The 16660-nt window shown below is 30.1% G+C and carries 20 protein-coding genes and 1 pseudogene; 11 read left to right on the top strand and 10 right to left on the bottom strand.

The window, feature by feature from the left end; all coding sequences use genetic code 11:
- Positions 1–88: 88 nt before the first annotated feature.
- From ACTS9J_RS09675 to rimO, 4 genes are all read left to right on the top strand, one after another.
- Positions 89–1246, top strand: a complete 1158-nt coding sequence (locus tag ACTS9J_RS09675) for a THUMP domain-containing class I SAM-dependent RNA methyltransferase (RefSeq protein ID WP_416410985.1) — start codon at positions 89–91, stop codon at positions 1244–1246.
- 5 nt (positions 1247–1251) lie between these two features.
- Positions 1252–1686: a DUF2750 domain-containing protein gene (locus ACTS9J_RS09670; RefSeq protein ID WP_416410983.1), complete on the top strand. Its 435-nt coding sequence runs from the start codon at positions 1252–1254 to the stop codon at positions 1684–1686.
- A 6-nt stretch (positions 1687–1692) separates the two neighbouring features.
- Complete coding sequence (locus ACTS9J_RS09665) at positions 1693–2730, top strand: glycosyltransferase (RefSeq protein ID WP_416410984.1); 1038 nt, start codon at positions 1693–1695, stop codon at positions 2728–2730.
- A gap of 357 nt (positions 2731–3087) precedes the next feature.
- Positions 3088–4392 (top strand): 30S ribosomal protein S12 methylthiotransferase RimO, encoded by a 1305-nt coding sequence (gene rimO, locus ACTS9J_RS09660; protein WP_125349344.1) that lies wholly within the window; start codon positions 3088–3090, stop codon positions 4390–4392.
- 63 nt (positions 4393–4455) lie between these two features.
- Here rimO and ACTS9J_RS09655 read toward each other — a convergent pair whose 3' ends face one another.
- From ACTS9J_RS09655 to ACTS9J_RS09645, 3 genes and pseudogenes are all read right to left on the bottom strand, one after another.
- Positions 4456–4806: a hypothetical protein gene (locus tag ACTS9J_RS09655; RefSeq protein ID WP_038335727.1), complete on the bottom strand. Its 351-nt coding sequence runs from the start codon at positions 4804–4806 to the stop codon at positions 4456–4458.
- A 21-nt stretch (positions 4807–4827) separates the two neighbouring features.
- On the bottom strand, positions 4828–6510 hold the full coding sequence (locus tag ACTS9J_RS09650) for a pseudouridine synthase (RefSeq protein WP_448353167.1): 1683 nt from the start codon (positions 6508–6510) through the stop codon (positions 4828–4830).
- A 195-nt stretch (positions 6511–6705) separates the two neighbouring features.
- A pseudogene (locus tag ACTS9J_RS09645) lies at positions 6706–7583 on the bottom strand (IS982 family transposase).
- A 207-nt stretch (positions 7584–7790) separates the two neighbouring features.
- On the opposite strand from ACTS9J_RS09645, the gene ACTS9J_RS09640 reads away from it, so the two are divergent.
- The gene (locus ACTS9J_RS09640; protein WP_286496431.1) at positions 7791–7994 is read left to right on the top strand and encodes a hypothetical protein; all 204 of its coding nucleotides are present in this window, start codon (positions 7791–7793) and stop codon (positions 7992–7994) included.
- Here ACTS9J_RS09640 and ACTS9J_RS09635 read toward each other — a convergent pair.
- Positions 7991–8437: a hypothetical protein gene (locus ACTS9J_RS09635; protein WP_147279982.1), complete on the bottom strand. Its 447-nt coding sequence runs from the start codon at positions 8435–8437 to the stop codon at positions 7991–7993. The genes ACTS9J_RS09640 and ACTS9J_RS09635 overlap by 4 nt on opposite strands.
- Positions 8438–8460: 23 nt before the next feature.
- Positions 8461–8943: a hypothetical protein gene (locus tag ACTS9J_RS09630; RefSeq protein WP_115000270.1), complete on the bottom strand. Its 483-nt coding sequence runs from the start codon at positions 8941–8943 to the stop codon at positions 8461–8463.
- Between the two features lie 505 nt (positions 8944–9448).
- Between ACTS9J_RS09630 and ACTS9J_RS09625 the strand changes: the two genes are divergently transcribed.
- A complete protein-coding gene (locus ACTS9J_RS09625; RefSeq protein WP_221854443.1) occupies positions 9449–9793 on the top strand; it encodes a hypothetical protein in 345 nt (114 codons plus the stop codon).
- Between the two features lie 55 nt (positions 9794–9848).
- Here ACTS9J_RS09625 and ACTS9J_RS09620 read toward each other — a convergent pair whose 3' ends face one another.
- A complete protein-coding gene (locus ACTS9J_RS09620) occupies positions 9849–10070 on the bottom strand; it encodes a heavy-metal-associated domain-containing protein (RefSeq protein WP_038335762.1) in 222 nt (73 codons plus the stop codon).
- 149 nt (positions 10071–10219) lie between these two features.
- Between ACTS9J_RS09620 and ACTS9J_RS09615 the strand changes: the two genes are divergently transcribed.
- A complete protein-coding gene (locus tag ACTS9J_RS09615; protein ID WP_221854442.1) occupies positions 10220–11542 on the top strand; it encodes a solute carrier family 23 protein in 1323 nt (440 codons plus the stop codon).
- A 66-nt stretch (positions 11543–11608) separates the two neighbouring features.
- Here the strand turns inward: ACTS9J_RS09615 and ACTS9J_RS09610 are convergent, their stop codons facing one another.
- Positions 11609–12658, bottom strand: coding sequence for a 2Fe-2S iron-sulfur cluster-binding protein (locus tag ACTS9J_RS09610; RefSeq protein WP_125349352.1), 1050 nt, complete (start codon positions 12656–12658; stop codon positions 11609–11611).
- A 99-nt stretch (positions 12659–12757) separates the two neighbouring features.
- Here ACTS9J_RS09610 and ACTS9J_RS09605 point away from each other — a divergent pair, with 99 nt between their 5' ends.
- The gene (locus tag ACTS9J_RS09605; protein ID WP_019973715.1) at positions 12758–13123 is read left to right on the top strand and encodes a methylglyoxal synthase; all 366 of its coding nucleotides are present in this window, start codon (positions 12758–12760) and stop codon (positions 13121–13123) included.
- A gap of 110 nt (positions 13124–13233) precedes the next feature.
- Positions 13234–13629 carry a hypothetical protein gene (locus ACTS9J_RS09600; RefSeq protein WP_125349351.1) on the top strand — a complete coding sequence of 132 codons (396 nt, stop codon included), beginning with the start codon at positions 13234–13236 and terminating at the stop codon, positions 13627–13629.
- 53 nt (positions 13630–13682) lie between these two features.
- Here ACTS9J_RS09600 and ACTS9J_RS09595 read toward each other — a convergent pair whose 3' ends face one another.
- The 3 genes from ACTS9J_RS09595 to ACTS9J_RS09585 all read right to left on the bottom strand — a co-directional run bounded on the left by ACTS9J_RS09595 (position 13683) and on the right by ACTS9J_RS09585 (position 15326).
- On the bottom strand, positions 13683–14114 hold the full coding sequence (locus ACTS9J_RS09595) for a hypothetical protein (protein WP_125349350.1): 432 nt from the start codon (positions 14112–14114) through the stop codon (positions 13683–13685).
- 94 nt (positions 14115–14208) lie between these two features.
- Positions 14209–14865: an NAD(P)-dependent oxidoreductase gene (locus ACTS9J_RS09590; RefSeq protein ID WP_125349349.1), complete on the bottom strand. Its 657-nt coding sequence runs from the start codon at positions 14863–14865 to the stop codon at positions 14209–14211.
- A 53-nt stretch (positions 14866–14918) separates the two neighbouring features.
- On the bottom strand, positions 14919–15326 hold the full coding sequence (locus ACTS9J_RS09585) for an RrF2 family transcriptional regulator (RefSeq protein WP_221854439.1): 408 nt from the start codon (positions 15324–15326) through the stop codon (positions 14919–14921).
- A 108-nt stretch (positions 15327–15434) separates the two neighbouring features.
- Between ACTS9J_RS09585 and ACTS9J_RS09580 the strand changes: the two genes are divergently transcribed.
- Complete coding sequence (locus ACTS9J_RS09580) at positions 15435–16010, top strand: Crp/Fnr family transcriptional regulator (protein WP_125349347.1); 576 nt, start codon at positions 15435–15437, stop codon at positions 16008–16010.
- Positions 16003–16602 carry a hypothetical protein gene (locus ACTS9J_RS09575; RefSeq protein WP_219035245.1) on the top strand — a complete coding sequence of 200 codons (600 nt, stop codon included), beginning with the start codon at positions 16003–16005 and terminating at the stop codon, positions 16600–16602. Before ACTS9J_RS09580 ends, ACTS9J_RS09575 begins: the two co-directional genes overlap by 8 nt.
- Positions 16603–16660 lie beyond the last annotated feature (58 nt).

Raw genomic sequence — 16660 nt, 5'->3', positions numbered from 1 at the left:
AATTTCATATTTTCTATTAATTTAACTTCAAATATAATTATTCTAACTTCTCCATTTCCTTTATTTCCCGTACTTTTGTAAAAATTTTATTTCCTTGGAAAATTTCAGAATGATTGCGAAAACCTTTTTTGGTTTCGAAGATATATTAGCGCAAGAATTAAGAGCGTTGGGTGCAGCAGATGTTAAAGTTCAAAACCGAATGGTTGAATTTAATGGCGATTTAGGTTTTATGTACAAAGCCAATTATAGTTTGCGCACTGCACTTCGCATACAGAAACCAATTCTTACATTTTCTGCGAAAAATGATCATCAATTGTATGAGAAATTCAAGAAATTCCATTGGGAAAATTATTTGAATGTTGATCAAACTTTCATGATTGACCCAACTGTTTTTTCAGATTATTTTACGCATTCGCATTATGCTGCGTTAAAAGTAAAAGATGCTATTGTAGACCGATTTAAAGAAAAAGATGGTCGTCGTCCAAGTATCGATAAAGATTTTCCAGATGTGCGTTTCAACTTACATATTTCGCATGATAAAATTACGTTGTCATTAGATTCTTCTGGAGATTCTTTGCACAAACGCGGTTATCGTGAAGAAACTGGACCAGCACCAATTAACGAAGTTTTAGCAGCAGGTTTGTTGTTGCAAGCAGGTTATGATGGAAAAGGAAATTACCTTGATCCGATGTGTGGTTCGGGAACAATGTTAATCGAAGCAGCAATGATCGCGAATAATATTCCGCCGCAAATTCATCGTAAGCATTTTGCATTTCAAAATTGGCCAGATTATGACGAAACTTTGTTTACGCAAATTCGTAACACTCGTCTAAATCGTATAAAAGAATCTGAATATAAAATTGTTGGATACGAAATTTCTCCAATGATGGTGAAAATTGCTCAAGCGAATGTTAAGTCAGCAGATTTAGAAGATTTTATTGAAATTAGAAATCAAGATTTCTTTACATCTAAGAAAGAATTATTCCCAGTTTTATTGGTTTTCAATCCGCCTTATGATGAGCGTATCGAAAATAATAACCAAGAATTTTACAAACAAATTGGAGACACTTTAAAATCGAGTTATCCAAATACGTTGGCGTGGTTCATCACATCAGATTTACAAGCCAAAAAATATGTCGGTTTACGTCCTTCGAAAAAAGTAAAAGTGTTTAACGGTAAGTTAGAATGCGACTTTTTACAGTACGAAATGTATGAAGGAAGTAAGAAAGCTAAAAATCAAAATTAAGAAAAGTGAATCAATTTATAAAAGAAATTTGTCAAGATCAAAAAGTATATCTTTTAACTTCGGAAGAAGGTTTTGCTGTTTCGTATTCAGAGGAATTTGAGTATGAAGATGGCTCTAATTTAGAGGTTATTTGTTTTTGGTCGAATACAGATTTAGCTGAAAAAGCGAAACAAAATCAATGGGCAAATCATAAAATTGATTCAATAGATTTGAATACTTTTTTAGAAGAATGGTTGTTCGGAATGATTGAAGAGGTTTCTTTGGTTGGAATTAATTTTGATGAAACTCCGAAAGGAGAGGAGCAAAGTCCATTGGATACGATTTTGGCGATTGTTCACGAATTGAAACAATCAAAATCAACTTTCAAATTGAAGCATTTTAAGAATTTAGATGAAATTCAGAAAGTAACTTTAGAATTGAAAGAATCATTCAATCAATAATTTATTTTGGAAAAAGAAGATTTACAACTTTCGATAATTATTGCCGTTTACGAACGTCAAGATGAATTGACAGAATTATTGTCAAGTTTAACGAAACAAACGGATAAGTCATTCGAAATTATTATTGTAGACGATGGTTCTAAAAATAAATTGGATGCTGTTTGTGCTAAATTTGAAATTCAATTAGATCTTCATTATTATTACAAAACAAATTCGGGACCTGGGAAATCGAGAAATTACGGTATGGAAAAAGCGAATGGAAATTATTTCATTTTCTTAGATTCTGATACCATTATTCCGTCAATTTATATTGAATCTGTTAAAAAAGAATTGACAACTAATTTTGTTGATGCTTTTGGTGGTCCTGATGATGCAGATGAATCGTTTACAGATTTACAAAAAGCAATTACATTTTCGATGACTTCTTTTTTAACAACAGGAGGAATTAGAGGTGGAAAAAAACAAATTGGTAAATTTCAACCACGTAGTTTTAATATGGGAATTTCACGAAAAGCGTACGAAAAAACGGGTGGATTTGCTGATTTGCGTGTTGGAGAAGATCCAGATTTATCGCTGCGTTTGTGGGAAAATGGTTTTGAAACGCGATTATTTCAAGATTCGAAAGTGATACATAAACGTAGAACTTCGTTAAAGAAATTTGCGAAACAAGTGTATCAATTTGGAGTTGCACGCCCAATTCTTAATCAACGACATCCAAATTATATCAAACCAACTTTTTGGTTTCCAAGCTTATTTTTTGTCGGAACTTTAGTTGCATTTTTATTTTTATTGTTGAGTTTTATTCTTCCAAAACATCGATTTATTCTTCAAATTCCATTTGTTTTGTGGTTAATTTACATGTTTTTGATTTTTATTTTCTCAACTATTCGTTTTAAATCAGCGGTAGTTGGTTTATTGTCGATTCAAACAACTTTAATTCAATTTTTCAATTATGGTTATGGATTTTTAGAAAGTCAATTCAGGTTGAATATTCTCAAACAGAATCCTAAAAAAGTTTTTCCGAGTCATTATCATATCGATTAAATATAAAAAATAAAGGTCAAGAGAAATCTTGACCTTCTTAATTTCAAAGCATTGCTTTGAAATCTAATTTAAAATACTAATAAACTCAAATTTAACATTTATTGTTGAGATTAAACTATAAATGACTTGTTATATTTTGTTAATCAATTCGTTAAAATATATTTATTAAATAGATTTCAAGTAGAATATCGTAATAATTGATTAATCTTCTTAAATAGTTAGTTGTATAGAAATCTATTCTATTTAAATCCATTTAGGTTTAAAAAATTTTATTTTAGCTATTTATACTAGTTCCATTCAATCTTTTCGATTAGTTCTCTCAAATATTTCGTAATTTTGCAGACTTAAATTAGAGTAATGCGTACAAAATCGACTGGAAAAAAGAAAATTAATGTAATTACGTTAGGATGTTCTAAAAATGTATACGATTCTGAGGTGTTAATGGGACAGCTGAAAGCCAATGGGAAAGAGGTTGTACATGAACAATCTGGGGAAATTGTAGTGATTAATACTTGTGGTTTCATTGATAATGCAAAGGAAGAAAGTGTTGATACAATTTTAGATTATGTGCAACGTAAGGAAGATGGTTTGGTAGAAAAAGTTTTCGTGACAGGATGTTTGTCAGAGCGATACAAACCAGATTTAATTGAACAAATTCCAAATGTTGATCAATATTTTGGTACGCGCGAGTTACCATTATTGTTAAAAGCTTTAGGAGCAGATTATAAGCACGAATTAGTTGGAGAACGTTTAACAACAACTCCTCGTCATTATGCTTATCTTAAAATTGCAGAAGGTTGTGATCGTCCTTGTTCTTTCTGTGCAATTCCTTTGATGCGTGGAGGAAATGTTTCTCGTCCAATCGAAGATTTAGTTACAGAAGCTACTAAATTGGCAAAAAATGGAACGAAAGAATTAATTTTGATTGCGCAAGATTTAACGTATTATGGATTAGATATTTATAAAAAACGTGAATTAGCGACTTTATTAAGAGAGTTAGTGAAAATTGAAGGAATCGAATGGATTCGTTTGCATTACGCATTTCCAGCTGGTTTCCCAGAAGATGTTTTGGATGTAATTCGCGAAGAACCTAAAGTTTGTAATTATATCGATATTCCGTTACAACATATTTCGACAAAATTATTAAAATCAATGCGTCGTGGTACAACACACGAAAAAACAAATGCTTTGTTAGATGCAATGCGTACAAAAGTTCCTGATATGGCGATTCGTACAACGTTAATTTGTGGTTATCCAGGTGAAACCGAAGAAGATTTCCAAGAAATGAAAGCGTGGGTACAAGAGCAAAAATTTGATCGTCTGGGATGTTTTACTTATTCACACGAAGAAAATACACATGCTTATAATTTGGAAGATGATGTTCCAGAAGAAGTAAAACAACAACGTGTTGAAGAGATTATGGAAATTCAATCTCAGATTTCGTACGATTTGAATCAAGAAAAAATTGGAAAACAATTTAGAGTAATGATTGATCGCAAAGAAGGTGAGAATTTTATTGGTCGTACAGAATATGATTCGCCAGATGTTGATAATGAAGTTTTGATTTCTGCAATTGATACCTATTTACCAGTTGGTGATTTCGTAAATGTAGAGATTATTGAAGCTTACGAATTCGATTTAATTGGAAAAGTAATTGATTAATCAATTTTAGATAAATAAAAAACCACTTCATTAGAAGTGGTTTTTTTATGTTTAATTTTTTCTCTAATTTTTCAATATTTCATCAAAAAATTCTTTCGAATCGTTATCAAACGTAGGTTTTTGTAACAATAATTGAGAGATCTTTACAATTTTATCAAAATCTTGTTGAGTAAAATATTCACCAAAATGCTCGTTGCAAAAATCACCTAAATTTCCTAAAACGATATTCACTTCCTCTTCGCTCAACTCACCTTTTTGTTTCCAACGTTCACGGAACAAACTTGCTGCTAAATAAGAAGAAATATCGATCAAATCATCTATCGAAATGTTAGATCCGTTTTTCAATTTTGCCATAATCAACGTATCCATATCGCGATAAATCACTTCTCGTATTGTCAAATCTTTATTTTCCATTCTTTGTATTCTTTCACAAAATTAGAGATTAAAATTTGGTTCTACCTGAAATTTCATCAATTCTTTCGTTTTTGGATGTGTAAATTCCAAAGATTCAGCATGTAAATGCAAACGATTTGCTTTTTTTCCATATAAATCATCACCAATAATTGACGCATTTAGTCCCAAACGATGCGAAGCATGCATGCGCAATTGATGTGTACGACCAGTAATCGGATAAAAATAGACAAGTGTTTTATTGTCTTTTCTTGCAATGACTTCATATTTTGTTTGCGCCGTTTTTCCATGTTCATAACAAACCATTTGTCGTGGTCTGTCGTCCAAATCAACACGCAAAGGCAAATCTATAAAACCATTATCGTCCTCAATATTTCCGTCTAAAAGGGCAATATAACGTTTATGAACTTTACGTTTAATGAATTGTTGTTGAAGAATTTTATGACTCTCTTTATTTAAAGCTAAAACAAGAATACCAGAAGTTGACATATCCAAACGATGAACAATAATTGGACCTGTAGCCAACGGAAATTGATGTTTAATTCTAAGATAAACCGAATCTTTAATCTCAATTCCAGGAACCGAAAGAAACTCTTCTGGTTTATTGATAACAACCAGATCATCATCTTGATATAAAATTTCTAACTCTTCAACAGTTGAATTTTGCTTCAATAATAAGTTTTCATTCAGTTCAATTCCATCCAACATATGTCCTAAAATAGGCTCACATTTTCCTGTACAAGCTGGATAAAATTGACCGTGTTTTCTAACTTCAGACTTTGGCGAATCTCCCCACCAAAATTCAGCCATACAAATTGGATCTAAATCATTTTGAAATGCATATTGCAATAATTTGGGTGCAGCACATTCTCCTGCAGCAGCTGGAGGTTGTTGAAAAACAGTGTTCGAAAAAATCTCTAATAATCCTTTTTCTTGCTTAAACTTATTCAAGAATTGATATTGATTAAATAATTGATTTTGAAGAGAATTAGATTTTGTTTTTCGTTCTTCTTTTAAAGAACTGATTTCATTCTCAAAAACATTTATTTTGTTTAATAAAAGTTGTTTTTCAGCATCAAGTTTTTCACTCAAAAGTCTGAATTCATATTTATCCCGTAAGCTTTGTTTTACTAAATCTTCTTCAAAAAATTGAATTTCTTCTTCAGATAAAGTTGATGAAATTGTTTCGCGTTGAGATTTTCGGTCTTTTTTATTTGATTTTAAAAGTTGTTTTCCTTCTTCAATTTTTAACTTAGAATTGATTTCAAATTGAATAAAATCTTCTTTAAGTTGTAGATAGTTTTGATCATTTTCTAATGATTCTAAAATACGATTGATTTCATTCAAACGTTCTTCTTGTTCTAAGAAAAAACCATTTTTATTCAACATATCAAAAATAGGTGGAACAAAAAATTTGTGTTGATTAGTATTAGCCAATTTACCTGAAACTGCCGCTAAATATCCTACTTCATTCTTTTGATTTCGAACAACTAAAACACCAAACATTTTACCAATTGGAGTGGAAGATTGGTCATTTTCTAAACCAAAATTATGTTCAAAATCGGTTTGATTTTCCAAGTATTCTTGTAGCTCTCTACATGCTTGCTTCGCAATTTCAGTAGGTTCATAATAAAATGGATAATCAAACTTTTTGGGAAGTTCGTACGTAGTAATTGGATGTTTAAAATATTGAAAATAATTGGACATTTGCTTCTTTAAAATCGATGCAAAGATACAGTTTAAGCAATAAATTTTGAAATTGTATTACTCAATTCGTTCCAATAAATACCAATTATCTTTCAATTTTTTAGATATTTTATATTCATTTTGAAATTCATAACGATTTTTACTCTCTGGACTTTTAGTGTAAAATAATTTATTATAGTTAACCCGTTGTGCATATTAAATAATTTGAGTTTTTAGATTATTAATATTTCGATTAAAGTATGTTTTATTAATGTACTGAACCACAGTAAGTGCAGTAATTTTAGCTAGAATTCTGGTTTTAAATCCTTCAAAAGTCTTTGCATAATTTCGTCTAATCATAAACTGATCACATAGTTGAGAAAATAACGTTTCAATTCTTTTTCGATACTTTTTGAATGGATAAAACTGAGGTTTATACTCTTTTTGATTGGATCTTTTCGGTGTTTCTAATCGAATATTAACTTTATTAAATAAGTCAATTTGAATTGTTTGCGACAAATATCCTTTGTCTCCAAGTAGCACACAATCATACATTTGAGTTTTAACATCTTTCAAAAAATGAATGTCATGAACAGATGCGGGACTGAATCAATACTCTGGAAAACACCATTTAAAGAACAAATAGCATGAAGTTTATAGCCATAAAAAGACATTTGCTGAGAAGCACAAAAACCTCTATTTGGTGCACTACACTGATGTTCTTTGCAAATTTTCGAGCGATTAATTCTTGCTATTTTACACACTTCCAATGGCATACTATCAACTATGAAACAATTTTCAAATTCATTAAATTCTTTCGCTAATTTGAGACGAATACTATTAATTTGCTTTGATAATCTACGTTTTCTACGATTGTAAATACTACGCTCAATTTTACAACTTAACGCATTAGGAAGATTTCGAAATAAATGATTTTCACTATCAATACCCATAAATTCAGCGGTTAAGACAAGACTGATGAGTTCTAAATCAAAAAGTTTAGGTCTTCTACGTTGATAAATTAAAAGTGTATCTGTTGATATTTTTCGTAGAACTTCCAATATTCTTTCGTAATTTGCAAGTAAGTTGTTCATTGTAAATGTTTTGTAGTTAAAACAATTTACTGATTTTCAATCAAATGAACAACTTTATTCTTTATTAATCAAAATGCACAACGGGTTGATTCTTCTAACTTTTATCAAATTAAAATTAATTATCAAAAGACAAAACAAAATTTTTATTTGATAGTAAATTCAACTTATTTAATATTTGCTTGTGTAGAAAAAAATAGATGCTTTGATTTGAAATTTATTGACTTTCCTATTGAATTAATTTCACAATTAAAAGCCGAAGTAAATTCAAGTTTGATCCTTCTAAATCCAAAAGAATTAAATAAAAAAGTAAACATTTCTGATTTAGAATTATTAGGTGAATCAGAAATTAAACAGATCAATTATTGGAAAAGTAAAATACTGGGAGAGATTGTTTTCAATTGTTTTGATTAAACTTTTCGTTTAATAATTTTCTTACGTTTTCTTTTCTTAAAAATAATTCGAATTAGACGATAACCATATGTTACCTTTTTATTTTTTGTGATAATAGGAAATGCCATTGTGCACATCAACGAAATACAAGCAGTTGTACCTAATGCCCCTCCATAACCATTGAAAATTTTGCTCGTATAATGCAATAAAACTGCAAATAAAATTGGAGAAAAAACTAACGAAAAATAACTAATATTTATGGTTGATGATACCATTCCAATGAAAGTTCCGCCAATTACATACAACGGAATATTTTTGGTATAAAACTCTGGTAAAATTGTTGGAAAAAAATAGAAAAATCCACCGACAATCATTGCAATCATTGCAGAGGCACGAACTGGACCTTGTTTGAAACGAATGTTTAATTCATATGTTGTTAATGAAGCAATTATTGAAAACATCATTAATATTAAAAATTCAATAATCATTAGCCAATAATTAATTTAAACAACAACATACTCAACAAAACGCCTATAAATGCTAATGTTCCTAGCTTTCCACCCACACCAACAAATAAAGATTTTGTAGCAAAAAATAACAAGGCAGTAAAAACTCCAGCCGAAATAATCATCCAATAAACATACTGAAAATCAAGCGAAGTCATCCCAATGAAAGCACCACAATAAATTGGTCCTGCAATTTGTTTTAGATATTCTGAACGAGAATTAAACTTCGTTAAAAAAGAACCTAAAGTTCCTATAATTCCTGCAGAAAAAACACCGCCTAAACCTAATTTATTATTGATCAAATATGTAATTATTGCTGCAATAGGAATCCATAAAACCAAAGTTTTACGATCAAAAGAATATTCGTGATGATGCAGTGGAAACTTGCGGTAAACCACAATCAAAAGTAAACAAATTGCAGCAATAATGTAAGGAACAAGATAATGTTCTATTCTTTCGTTCATTATCGAAAATAAAAACAGAAACTGAATTATAAAAATAATCAGTATCGTGACAAATTTTATGATGCGTTTGGTTTGCACAATTATTTTTTGAAGTTGCAAAGTTAGTGACTTGTTTTAACAAAATAGAATAATTTTTATCAGTAAAGTTGTAAAAATTTCTTAAACTTAAGAACAATATGAAAACACTAGAAAATTTGAAATTTCAACATCATTTAACAAAGAATCTATTGAATGATGAATTTTAACAATTCGTGAGTTTCCACAAAAAATTCAGAATGAAATCACCTCTCTTTCAGAACCTAAATTCGAACAATAATATCGTTCTGAAGGCTGCATCAACGTTGGGTTACTTTGTTAAATTCTTTTGTTGAAAGTGATTGGGACAAAAAATTTCGTCATCAGTAAACAAATCTTGCGATTTATGCTTGGAATTGCAATCATCATTTGGCGCATATACAACAAGCTAATAAAAGTTAGTGTATCTTTGCAAAACATAATCTAACTCATGAAATACATCAATTATTTTCTATTATTTTTATCTACAATCATTAGTATTTTTCTGTTTTTTGTAAGCGCTAATCAAATTGAAGTTGTTCCGAATAAAAATGAAGGTTATAAAGGTGAACAAATTATGCTCATTGAAAAATCGAACGATATACAGTTTGTGAAAAATATAGCTGAAACTTCGGTAGATAAATATGATGTAATGTACAATCAATTATCTGATTTTGCAGCAAAAATGAATACTTGGATTATTTTATTATTTATTCTTCAACTTGCTATGGGCGTACTTTTCTTTCTACAATTTCGAAAAAATAAAAAATCTCAAGTCAACACAAGATTAACTTGAGATTATATTGACTTAAACTATCACAAAAAATAAGTCATTCTACCTAAAAAAATATCTATTCCTCAATTAATTCAGCTGAAAAACCAACTTCCTCAATTGTATCAATAATTTCTTCGTCTGTTGCTTGATTAATTTTTACAGACAAAACTTTGTCTGGATTATCAGTATCAACTTCCCAAGCTTCTAAACCATCTAACTTATCTAAAAAAGGTTTCACTTTGCTCACGCAACCACTACAATTTATATTTGTTTTGAATTTTAATTCTTTTGTTTCCATAACTCTTTGATTTTTGTCTTACAAATTTCGATAGAATTGTTCCAAAACCATTTACAAGATTTCGCTAAATAGTTATATGATTTCTATACTTATTAATCGTTTTGAGCTACTTTTGCATTCAAACAAAACAATTTCAATTTCTTTTACAAATGAGTCAACAAAATGACCAAAATATTATCTTAGCGATCGACGAAAAACCGAAGTTAGGACAAGGTATATTATTAAGTATACAGCATCTTTTTGCAATGTTTGGTGCAACAGTTTTAGTTCCTGCTTTGACAGGAATGTCTCCAGCAATTGCATTAATTTCGAGTGGAATCGGAACTTTAGTTTTCATCTTAATTACACGAGGAAAAGTCCCTTCATATTTGGGATCTTCATTTGCTTTTATCAATCCAATTATCGCAATGAAAGCTTTAGAAACAAACCCAGAAAGTGGAATTGCGACAGGAAGTTTCTTGGTTGGTAGTTTTTTGGTAGGAGTTACTTATTCATTGGTCGCACTATTTATAGCAACGGCAGGAACAAAATGGTTAATGAGACTTTTACCCCCTATTGTTGTTGGTCCAGTAATTATGGTAATTGGTCTGGGATTAGCTTCTACAGCAATCAAAATGGTGACAAATAATCCTTCTGGTGAATATGATTTAACCTATGTTATAATTGGTTTTGTTACCTTAATTATCACGATAATTACAGCAATTTTCAGTAAAGGTTTTTTGAGTGTAATTCCAGTTTTGGTCGGAATTATTGGTGGATATCTTTTTGCAATTACGATGGGAGTTGTCGACCTAAATCCTGTTATAGAAGCTAAATGGTTTATGATTCCAGATTTTACCATTCCTTTTGTAGATTACACACCAACTTTGTCTTGGTATGTTATTTTCTTAATGATTCCGGTCGCAATTGTACCAATCGCAGAACATATCGGACATCAATTAGTTTTGAGTAAAGTCGTGAACAAAGACTTAATCGAAGATCCAGGTCTTGATAAATCGATGTTAGGAGATGGTATTGCAACAATGATTGCAGCTTGTTTAGGTGGACCTCCAAACACAACGTATGGCGAGAATATTGGTGTTTTAGCCATTACAAAAGCTTTTAGCATTTATGTATTTATTGGAGCAGCATGTTTTGCTATTTTATTTGGATTTTGTGGTAAAGTTTCAGCATTATTAAGTACAATTCCAACACCTGTTATGGGCGGCGTTTCTATTTTATTATTCGGAATTATTGCTTCGAGCGGATTAAGAATGCTAATCGAGAATAAAGTTGATTTCAAGATTAAACGAAACCTTATTATTTCCTCTGTTATTCTTATCATTGGAATCGGTGGTGCAGCAATCCACATTGGAGATTTATTTTCTTTAGAAGGAATGGCTTTAGCTTCTATAATTGGAGTTGCTTTAAATTTGATTCTTCCTGGAAGAGAATTTGTCTCATTCAAAGAAATGTTTGATGAAGAAAATTAAATTATCATAAAATAAAAAGACGAAAATTTATAATTTCCGTCTTTTTTTATTAGATATTTTTTGTTCTTAAACTTCGTCAAAATCAATTGCTAAAGTAGCTGTTTTTGGACGAGAAATACACGCTAACGTCATTCCTTCTTCATAGTCAGAATCTGTTAATACATAGTTGTCTCCAATATGCACCTCGCCTTCTGTTATCTTACACATACAAGACGAACAAACACCACCTTTACATGAATATGGTGCGTCAATACCAGCATCTAACATCGTATCAATCAAATTTTTTCCTCTATCCCACGTCACTTCAGAAGTTTCTCCATCAAGCGTTACAGTAACTTGAACCGTTTGAGGTCCTTCGTCATGTTTTGTAAAAATATCTTCTGTTTTCACTGAAGGATTAAACATTTCGAAATGAATATGTTTCTCGATAATTCCCGCTTCATTGATTTTCTTCGCTAAAGTCAAAATCATTTCTTCTGGTCCACAAACCATTGCTTCATCGACTTCATTGATATCAATAATTTGATTCAAAATTAAATCAAACTTCTTCTCATCAATTCGTCCGTTGTAAATAAAATTCTCTTGATCTTGACGCGTATAGAAATGATGAATAAAAACATTGTTTGGATATTTTTGTTTCAATTCTGTCAAACGCTCTTTGAACATGATTGAGTTTTCATCTCTATTTACATAAAAAATATGAAAATTTACCCATTCTTCAGTCTGCAAAGTAAACTCTAACATACTCATAATTGGCGTGATTCCACTACCCGCCGTAAAAGCTAATAACGTACGTTTTTCGTTTGGTTTTGTTGGAATTGTAAAACGTCCACTTGGTGTAGAAACTTCCAATTGATCACCAACTTTTAGTTCATTTGCTAAATAAGAAGAAATTTTTCCATTTGGTTGAGATTTAACCCCAATGCTCCATTTTTTATCATTAGGAGATTCACACAAAGAATAATCTCTTCGTTCTCCATTAATATTAAGAGTGATATATTGTCCAGGTAAAAAATTGTATTCTTCGTGTAATTCCTCAGGAACATCAAACGAAATTTGAACAGCATCAGCCGTTAATTTTACAATTTCTTTTACTGTTAATAAATTAAATTTCATAGTCGTATACTATTTATAATTCTTAAAACAACTCGTTATTTAAGATTGTTCTGCTAACTTTGTACAAAAGTAAGATTTTAGATTAAATAGAAAAAATATATGGAAATAGCATTGATCGCTCATGATGGAAAAAAAGCTGAAATGGTCAATTTTTTAATGAAACATAAAGAAGCTTTAAACAAAAATAATATCACATTTATTGCTACAGGGACTACAGGAAAGTATGCAGAGCAAACTGGACTAAAAGTAACGCGCTATCTATCTGGTCCTCTTGGTGGTGACGCGCAAATTGCCGCTCGAGTTGTAGAAGGAAAAACAGATATGGTTTTCTTTTTTAGAGATCCGATGGGAAAACATCCGCACGAACCAGATGTAAATATGTTACTGAGACTGTGCGATGTACACAATATCCCATTAGCTACAAACCCAGCGACAGCAGAAATGTTATTGGATCATTTGAAATAATTATTCTTAAGCTAATCTTAAGTTTATTTTGGTTGTTTTGGTGGATAATTTATTTAATATTGAATAGAAATTTTAACTGAATATAAATAACAATTCAAAACCAAATTACAATGAATTTAATTAAAAAAACAGCTATCGCGCTTAGCTTATTTGCATTTACTGGATCTACTGTAGCATTTGCTCAAACTAAAACTCCAACTAAAACTGCTAAAACAGAAATGGCAAAAACAAAGGCTACAACTGATAAAAAAGTAACAGAAACAAAAAAGGATGTAAAAGCAACTACAACTAAGAAAACTGATGCAACTGCTAAAACAGTCAATGACAAAAAAGTAGCTTCAGAAAAAAAAGTGGAGAAAACGACTACTCCAAAAAAAGAAACAAAAACGACTGTAGCTAAAACAACTACTGCAGGGACTTACAATGGACACAAAGTTTATGTAGGACCAAAAGGTGGAAAATACTATATCAACGATAACGGAAATAAAACGTATATCAAACAATAGTTTTTATCCTAATAAAAATAATAAAGGCTGTCTATTTGTTAGGACAGCCTTTTTTAAATTATATTTTTATAATATATATTTTCTGGATTTTGAGGATCGATTAAGATATCGACATCTTTTCCTTTTTTTAAAATCTCATTTGCATTAACATCTCCAAAATATTCAAACTCTGTATAGTAAATTTTCTCATTATTAGGATGTTTATAAAAGACTTCAACTATATAATCTGGCAAATGATTTTCTCCTAATAAACCTCTTTTTATTTCAATAATATGTGCTTTTACTTTTACTCCTTTATTTAATAATCTTGAATGATTTAGGTAATCAAATAAATTGACGAAACCTAAATACCCCATAAACAAACTACAGAACAGAAAAACTACTCCAAGTAGTTGATTAAAAAATACACCAAGATTTAGAAAAGAGCATATTAGAACAAATCCTAAACTTAGGATTAAACTTCCTATTGCGATTGACAATTTCATTATTCTTGTATTTGTTATCTGTTTTTCACAAACCGTACCAAAAACAAAAAATTGTCCTATAAAAATAATTTTATTGTAAATTTACTCAAATATCTTAATAAGCTGCTGTAAATCTGCTTTTTATATGATTTGCATTTTCTATTTCATCTGCAATCACCACTGCAACATCTTCCACAGACAAAATACTACGCCCTTCTGCATTGAAAACTGGTACATCATTGCCTAAACGATATGTTCCTTTTCGCTCTCCAGATGTTCCTTGATGCATTTCTGGCGCTGGAGAAAACATTGTCCAATCCAACTCATTATCTTGTTTCAAGATATTATAATAATCTCTCGCTGCCAAAGCGCCTTGTTTTATTTGTTCAGGAAAATCTGGTGTGTCTACAATTTGTAATTCTTTTTGATCATTCACATACAAACTTCCCGCTCCACCAATAACAATCAAACGCTTTACACCAGCTAATTTAGTTGCTTCTTCAATTGCTTTTGCACCTTTCAAATAATCCTCATAAATATTTGGATTTGCCCAACCTGCATTAAATGCACTTACAACTACATCAGCACCTTTCAAATCTGTCGCCAAAGCCTGTACATCGTTTACATCTAACGCCACTTTTGCTACATTTTTACTATCTAAAACCTTGTCAGTATTTCGTGCAAATGCTTTGATAGATTGATTTCTATTTACCAATTCTTCTACGATATGTGAGCCTACAAAACCTGTTGCTCCAATTACTGCTACTCTCATTTTATTTAATTTTATATTGTAATTAATTTTGTTACATTTAAAGATAAAAAATTTTACTGAAATTCATCAGAAAATTGTTTTAAAGTTTTATGATTTAACGATTTAATTAAATCTGATTCAGCATTATCAAATAATCTTTCAAGATTGTCATTCATTTGTTTACCAACTGGACATTCTGGATTGGTATGATTCATTCGTCCAAAAACATTTTCTTGATTGACAATTTTATACACATCACCTAACAAAATATCAGCAGAATTTTTAACTAAATAAATTCCTCCTTCTTTACCTTTTTTCGAATCGATAAAACCTGCTTCTTTCAAGAATTTTATTTCACGACGAACCACAACAGGGTTCACATTAATACTTCCAGCAATAAAATCAGAAGTAATTAATTGTCCTTTAAATTTTTCAGTCAAAACTAAAATATGAATCGCCGTTGCAAATCTTAAATTATTCATTTCTCTAAATCGATGGGACAAATTTAGTACAAAATTTTCAATTGTAACAAATATTGATACAATTTTATTGATTAATTTCTCTTAAATTTGTTGCACATTCCTATACATATGGAAAATTATAAAAAACATTTATCAAATATTATTGATCTCACAGAAGAACAATGGGTAGAAATTGAAAAATTTTTGGTAGTAAAACACATCAAAAAGAATGAATTTATTTTAGAACCTGGTGAATATTCCGAAGATTATTTTTTTGTTGAATCTGGTGTTATTCGTTCTTATACAATAGATGAAAACGGAAAAGAACATGTTTTACAATTCGGAACAGAAAATTGGATTGTAAGTGATAGAAATAGTGCTTTTTGTAAGCAACAATCAAAGTTTTATATTCAAGCAATAGAAGATTCTACCGTTATTTTATTGAATGAAAAATTAAATAATCTAATCACTCGATTAAATCCAAATTATTTAGCTGCTCAAAATAAATTAATTCAAAATCATGTGCGCAGTTTACAAGATCGTATTAATTTATTACTTGGTGCATCTGCAAAGACTCGTTATTTAGAATTTATGCGTCTTTATCCCAACCAACTTTCTCGCATACCACAATGGATGATCGCCTCATATTTAGGCATCACACCCGAAAGTTTAAGTAGAGTTCGTAAAGAAATAGCACATGGATAGTTATAGTTTTGAAATTTTTGTACCAGAAAAACCTAAAAAAAATAATAAACAAATTGCGAAAGTAATCTTATCATTTCTCGCCGTTACTGTAATTAGTTTTGTGTTTTTGGAGCTGAAAGTTTTTAAAAATCAAACGTATTATTACATTTTTATTGGGCTTTTAGCTACTGCTGTTGCTTATTGGAATGGTTATTTTAAAAGACCTACTACAGAATTGAAAGGTAATTTTGATGGAAAATTGACATTTACAAAAGATACAATTTCTGTAAAGGATCAAACTTTTTCAATCAACGATTTATTTTCTATTGTCATTGATAATGAAGATTACAAAGGAAAAGCTGTAAAAGAATTTGGTGAGTTCGAAAACCCAGAAGGTTCGCACGGAATTAGTAATTTAATTACATTAAAAACAAAAGATAATCAATTTGTTGAAGCTTATTTTTTACAAAAATCATTAAATGAATTTTCTAAAATCGAATCATTTTTAATTCAATATTACAAAAACAATTTACTTTCTGAAGATGATTTAATTTCGATCATGCATTTAGAATATGATATTGATAAGAACGAGTTGAGAAAAAAATTAAGATAATTTAATTTTTCACTAACATATAAAAGTTAAGCTAGTCTCATTATTTAATGTAATTTTG

This window comes from Empedobacter sp. ULE_I140, from assembly GCF_053482575.1.
Note: the sequence above shows the minus strand (reverse complement) of the source record. Positions and strands in the feature narration are given on the sequence as shown.

Coding starts and splice junctions, on each gene's coding strand:
- ACTS9J_RS09630 (WP_115000270.1), bottom strand. CDS start 8,943: ATGAACGAAAGAATAGAACATTATCTTGTTCCTTACATTATTGCTGCA.
- ACTS9J_RS09610 (WP_125349352.1), bottom strand. CDS start 12,658: ATGAAATTTAATTTATTAACAGTAAAAGAAATTGTAAAATTAACGGCT.
- ACTS9J_RS09585 (WP_221854439.1), bottom strand. CDS start 15,326: ATGAATAATTTAAGATTTGCAACGGCGATTCATATTTTAGTTTTGACT.
- ACTS9J_RS09650 (WP_448353167.1), bottom strand. CDS start 6,510: ATGTCCAATTATTTTCAATATTTTAAACATCCAATTACTACGTACGAA.
- rimO (WP_125349344.1), top strand. CDS start 3,088: ATGCGTACAAAATCGACTGGAAAAAAGAAAATTAATGTAATTACGTTA.
- ACTS9J_RS09615 (WP_221854442.1), top strand. CDS start 10,220: ATGAGTCAACAAAATGACCAAAATATTATCTTAGCGATCGACGAAAAA.
- ACTS9J_RS09655 (WP_038335727.1), bottom strand. CDS start 4,806: ATGGAAAATAAAGATTTGACAATACGAGAAGTGATTTATCGCGATATG.
- ACTS9J_RS09620 (WP_038335762.1), bottom strand. CDS start 10,070: ATGGAAACAAAAGAATTAAAATTCAAAACAAATATAAATTGTAGTGGT.
- ACTS9J_RS09575 (WP_219035245.1), top strand. CDS start 16,003: ATGGATAGTTATAGTTTTGAAATTTTTGTACCAGAAAAACCTAAAAAA.
- ACTS9J_RS09595 (WP_125349350.1), bottom strand. CDS start 14,114: ATGAAATTGTCAATCGCAATAGGAAGTTTAATCCTAAGTTTAGGATTT.
- ACTS9J_RS09590 (WP_125349349.1), bottom strand. CDS start 14,865: ATGAGAGTAGCAGTAATTGGAGCAACAGGTTTTGTAGGCTCACATATC.
- ACTS9J_RS09605 (WP_019973715.1), top strand. CDS start 12,758: ATGGAAATAGCATTGATCGCTCATGATGGAAAAAAAGCTGAAATGGTC.
- ACTS9J_RS09625 (WP_221854443.1), top strand. CDS start 9,449: ATGAAATACATCAATTATTTTCTATTATTTTTATCTACAATCATTAGT.
- ACTS9J_RS09600 (WP_125349351.1), top strand. CDS start 13,234: ATGAATTTAATTAAAAAAACAGCTATCGCGCTTAGCTTATTTGCATTT.
- ACTS9J_RS09580 (WP_125349347.1), top strand. CDS start 15,435: ATGGAAAATTATAAAAAACATTTATCAAATATTATTGATCTCACAGAA.
- ACTS9J_RS09635 (WP_147279982.1), bottom strand. CDS start 8,437: ATGATGTTTTCAATAATTGCTTCATTAACAACATATGAATTAAACATT.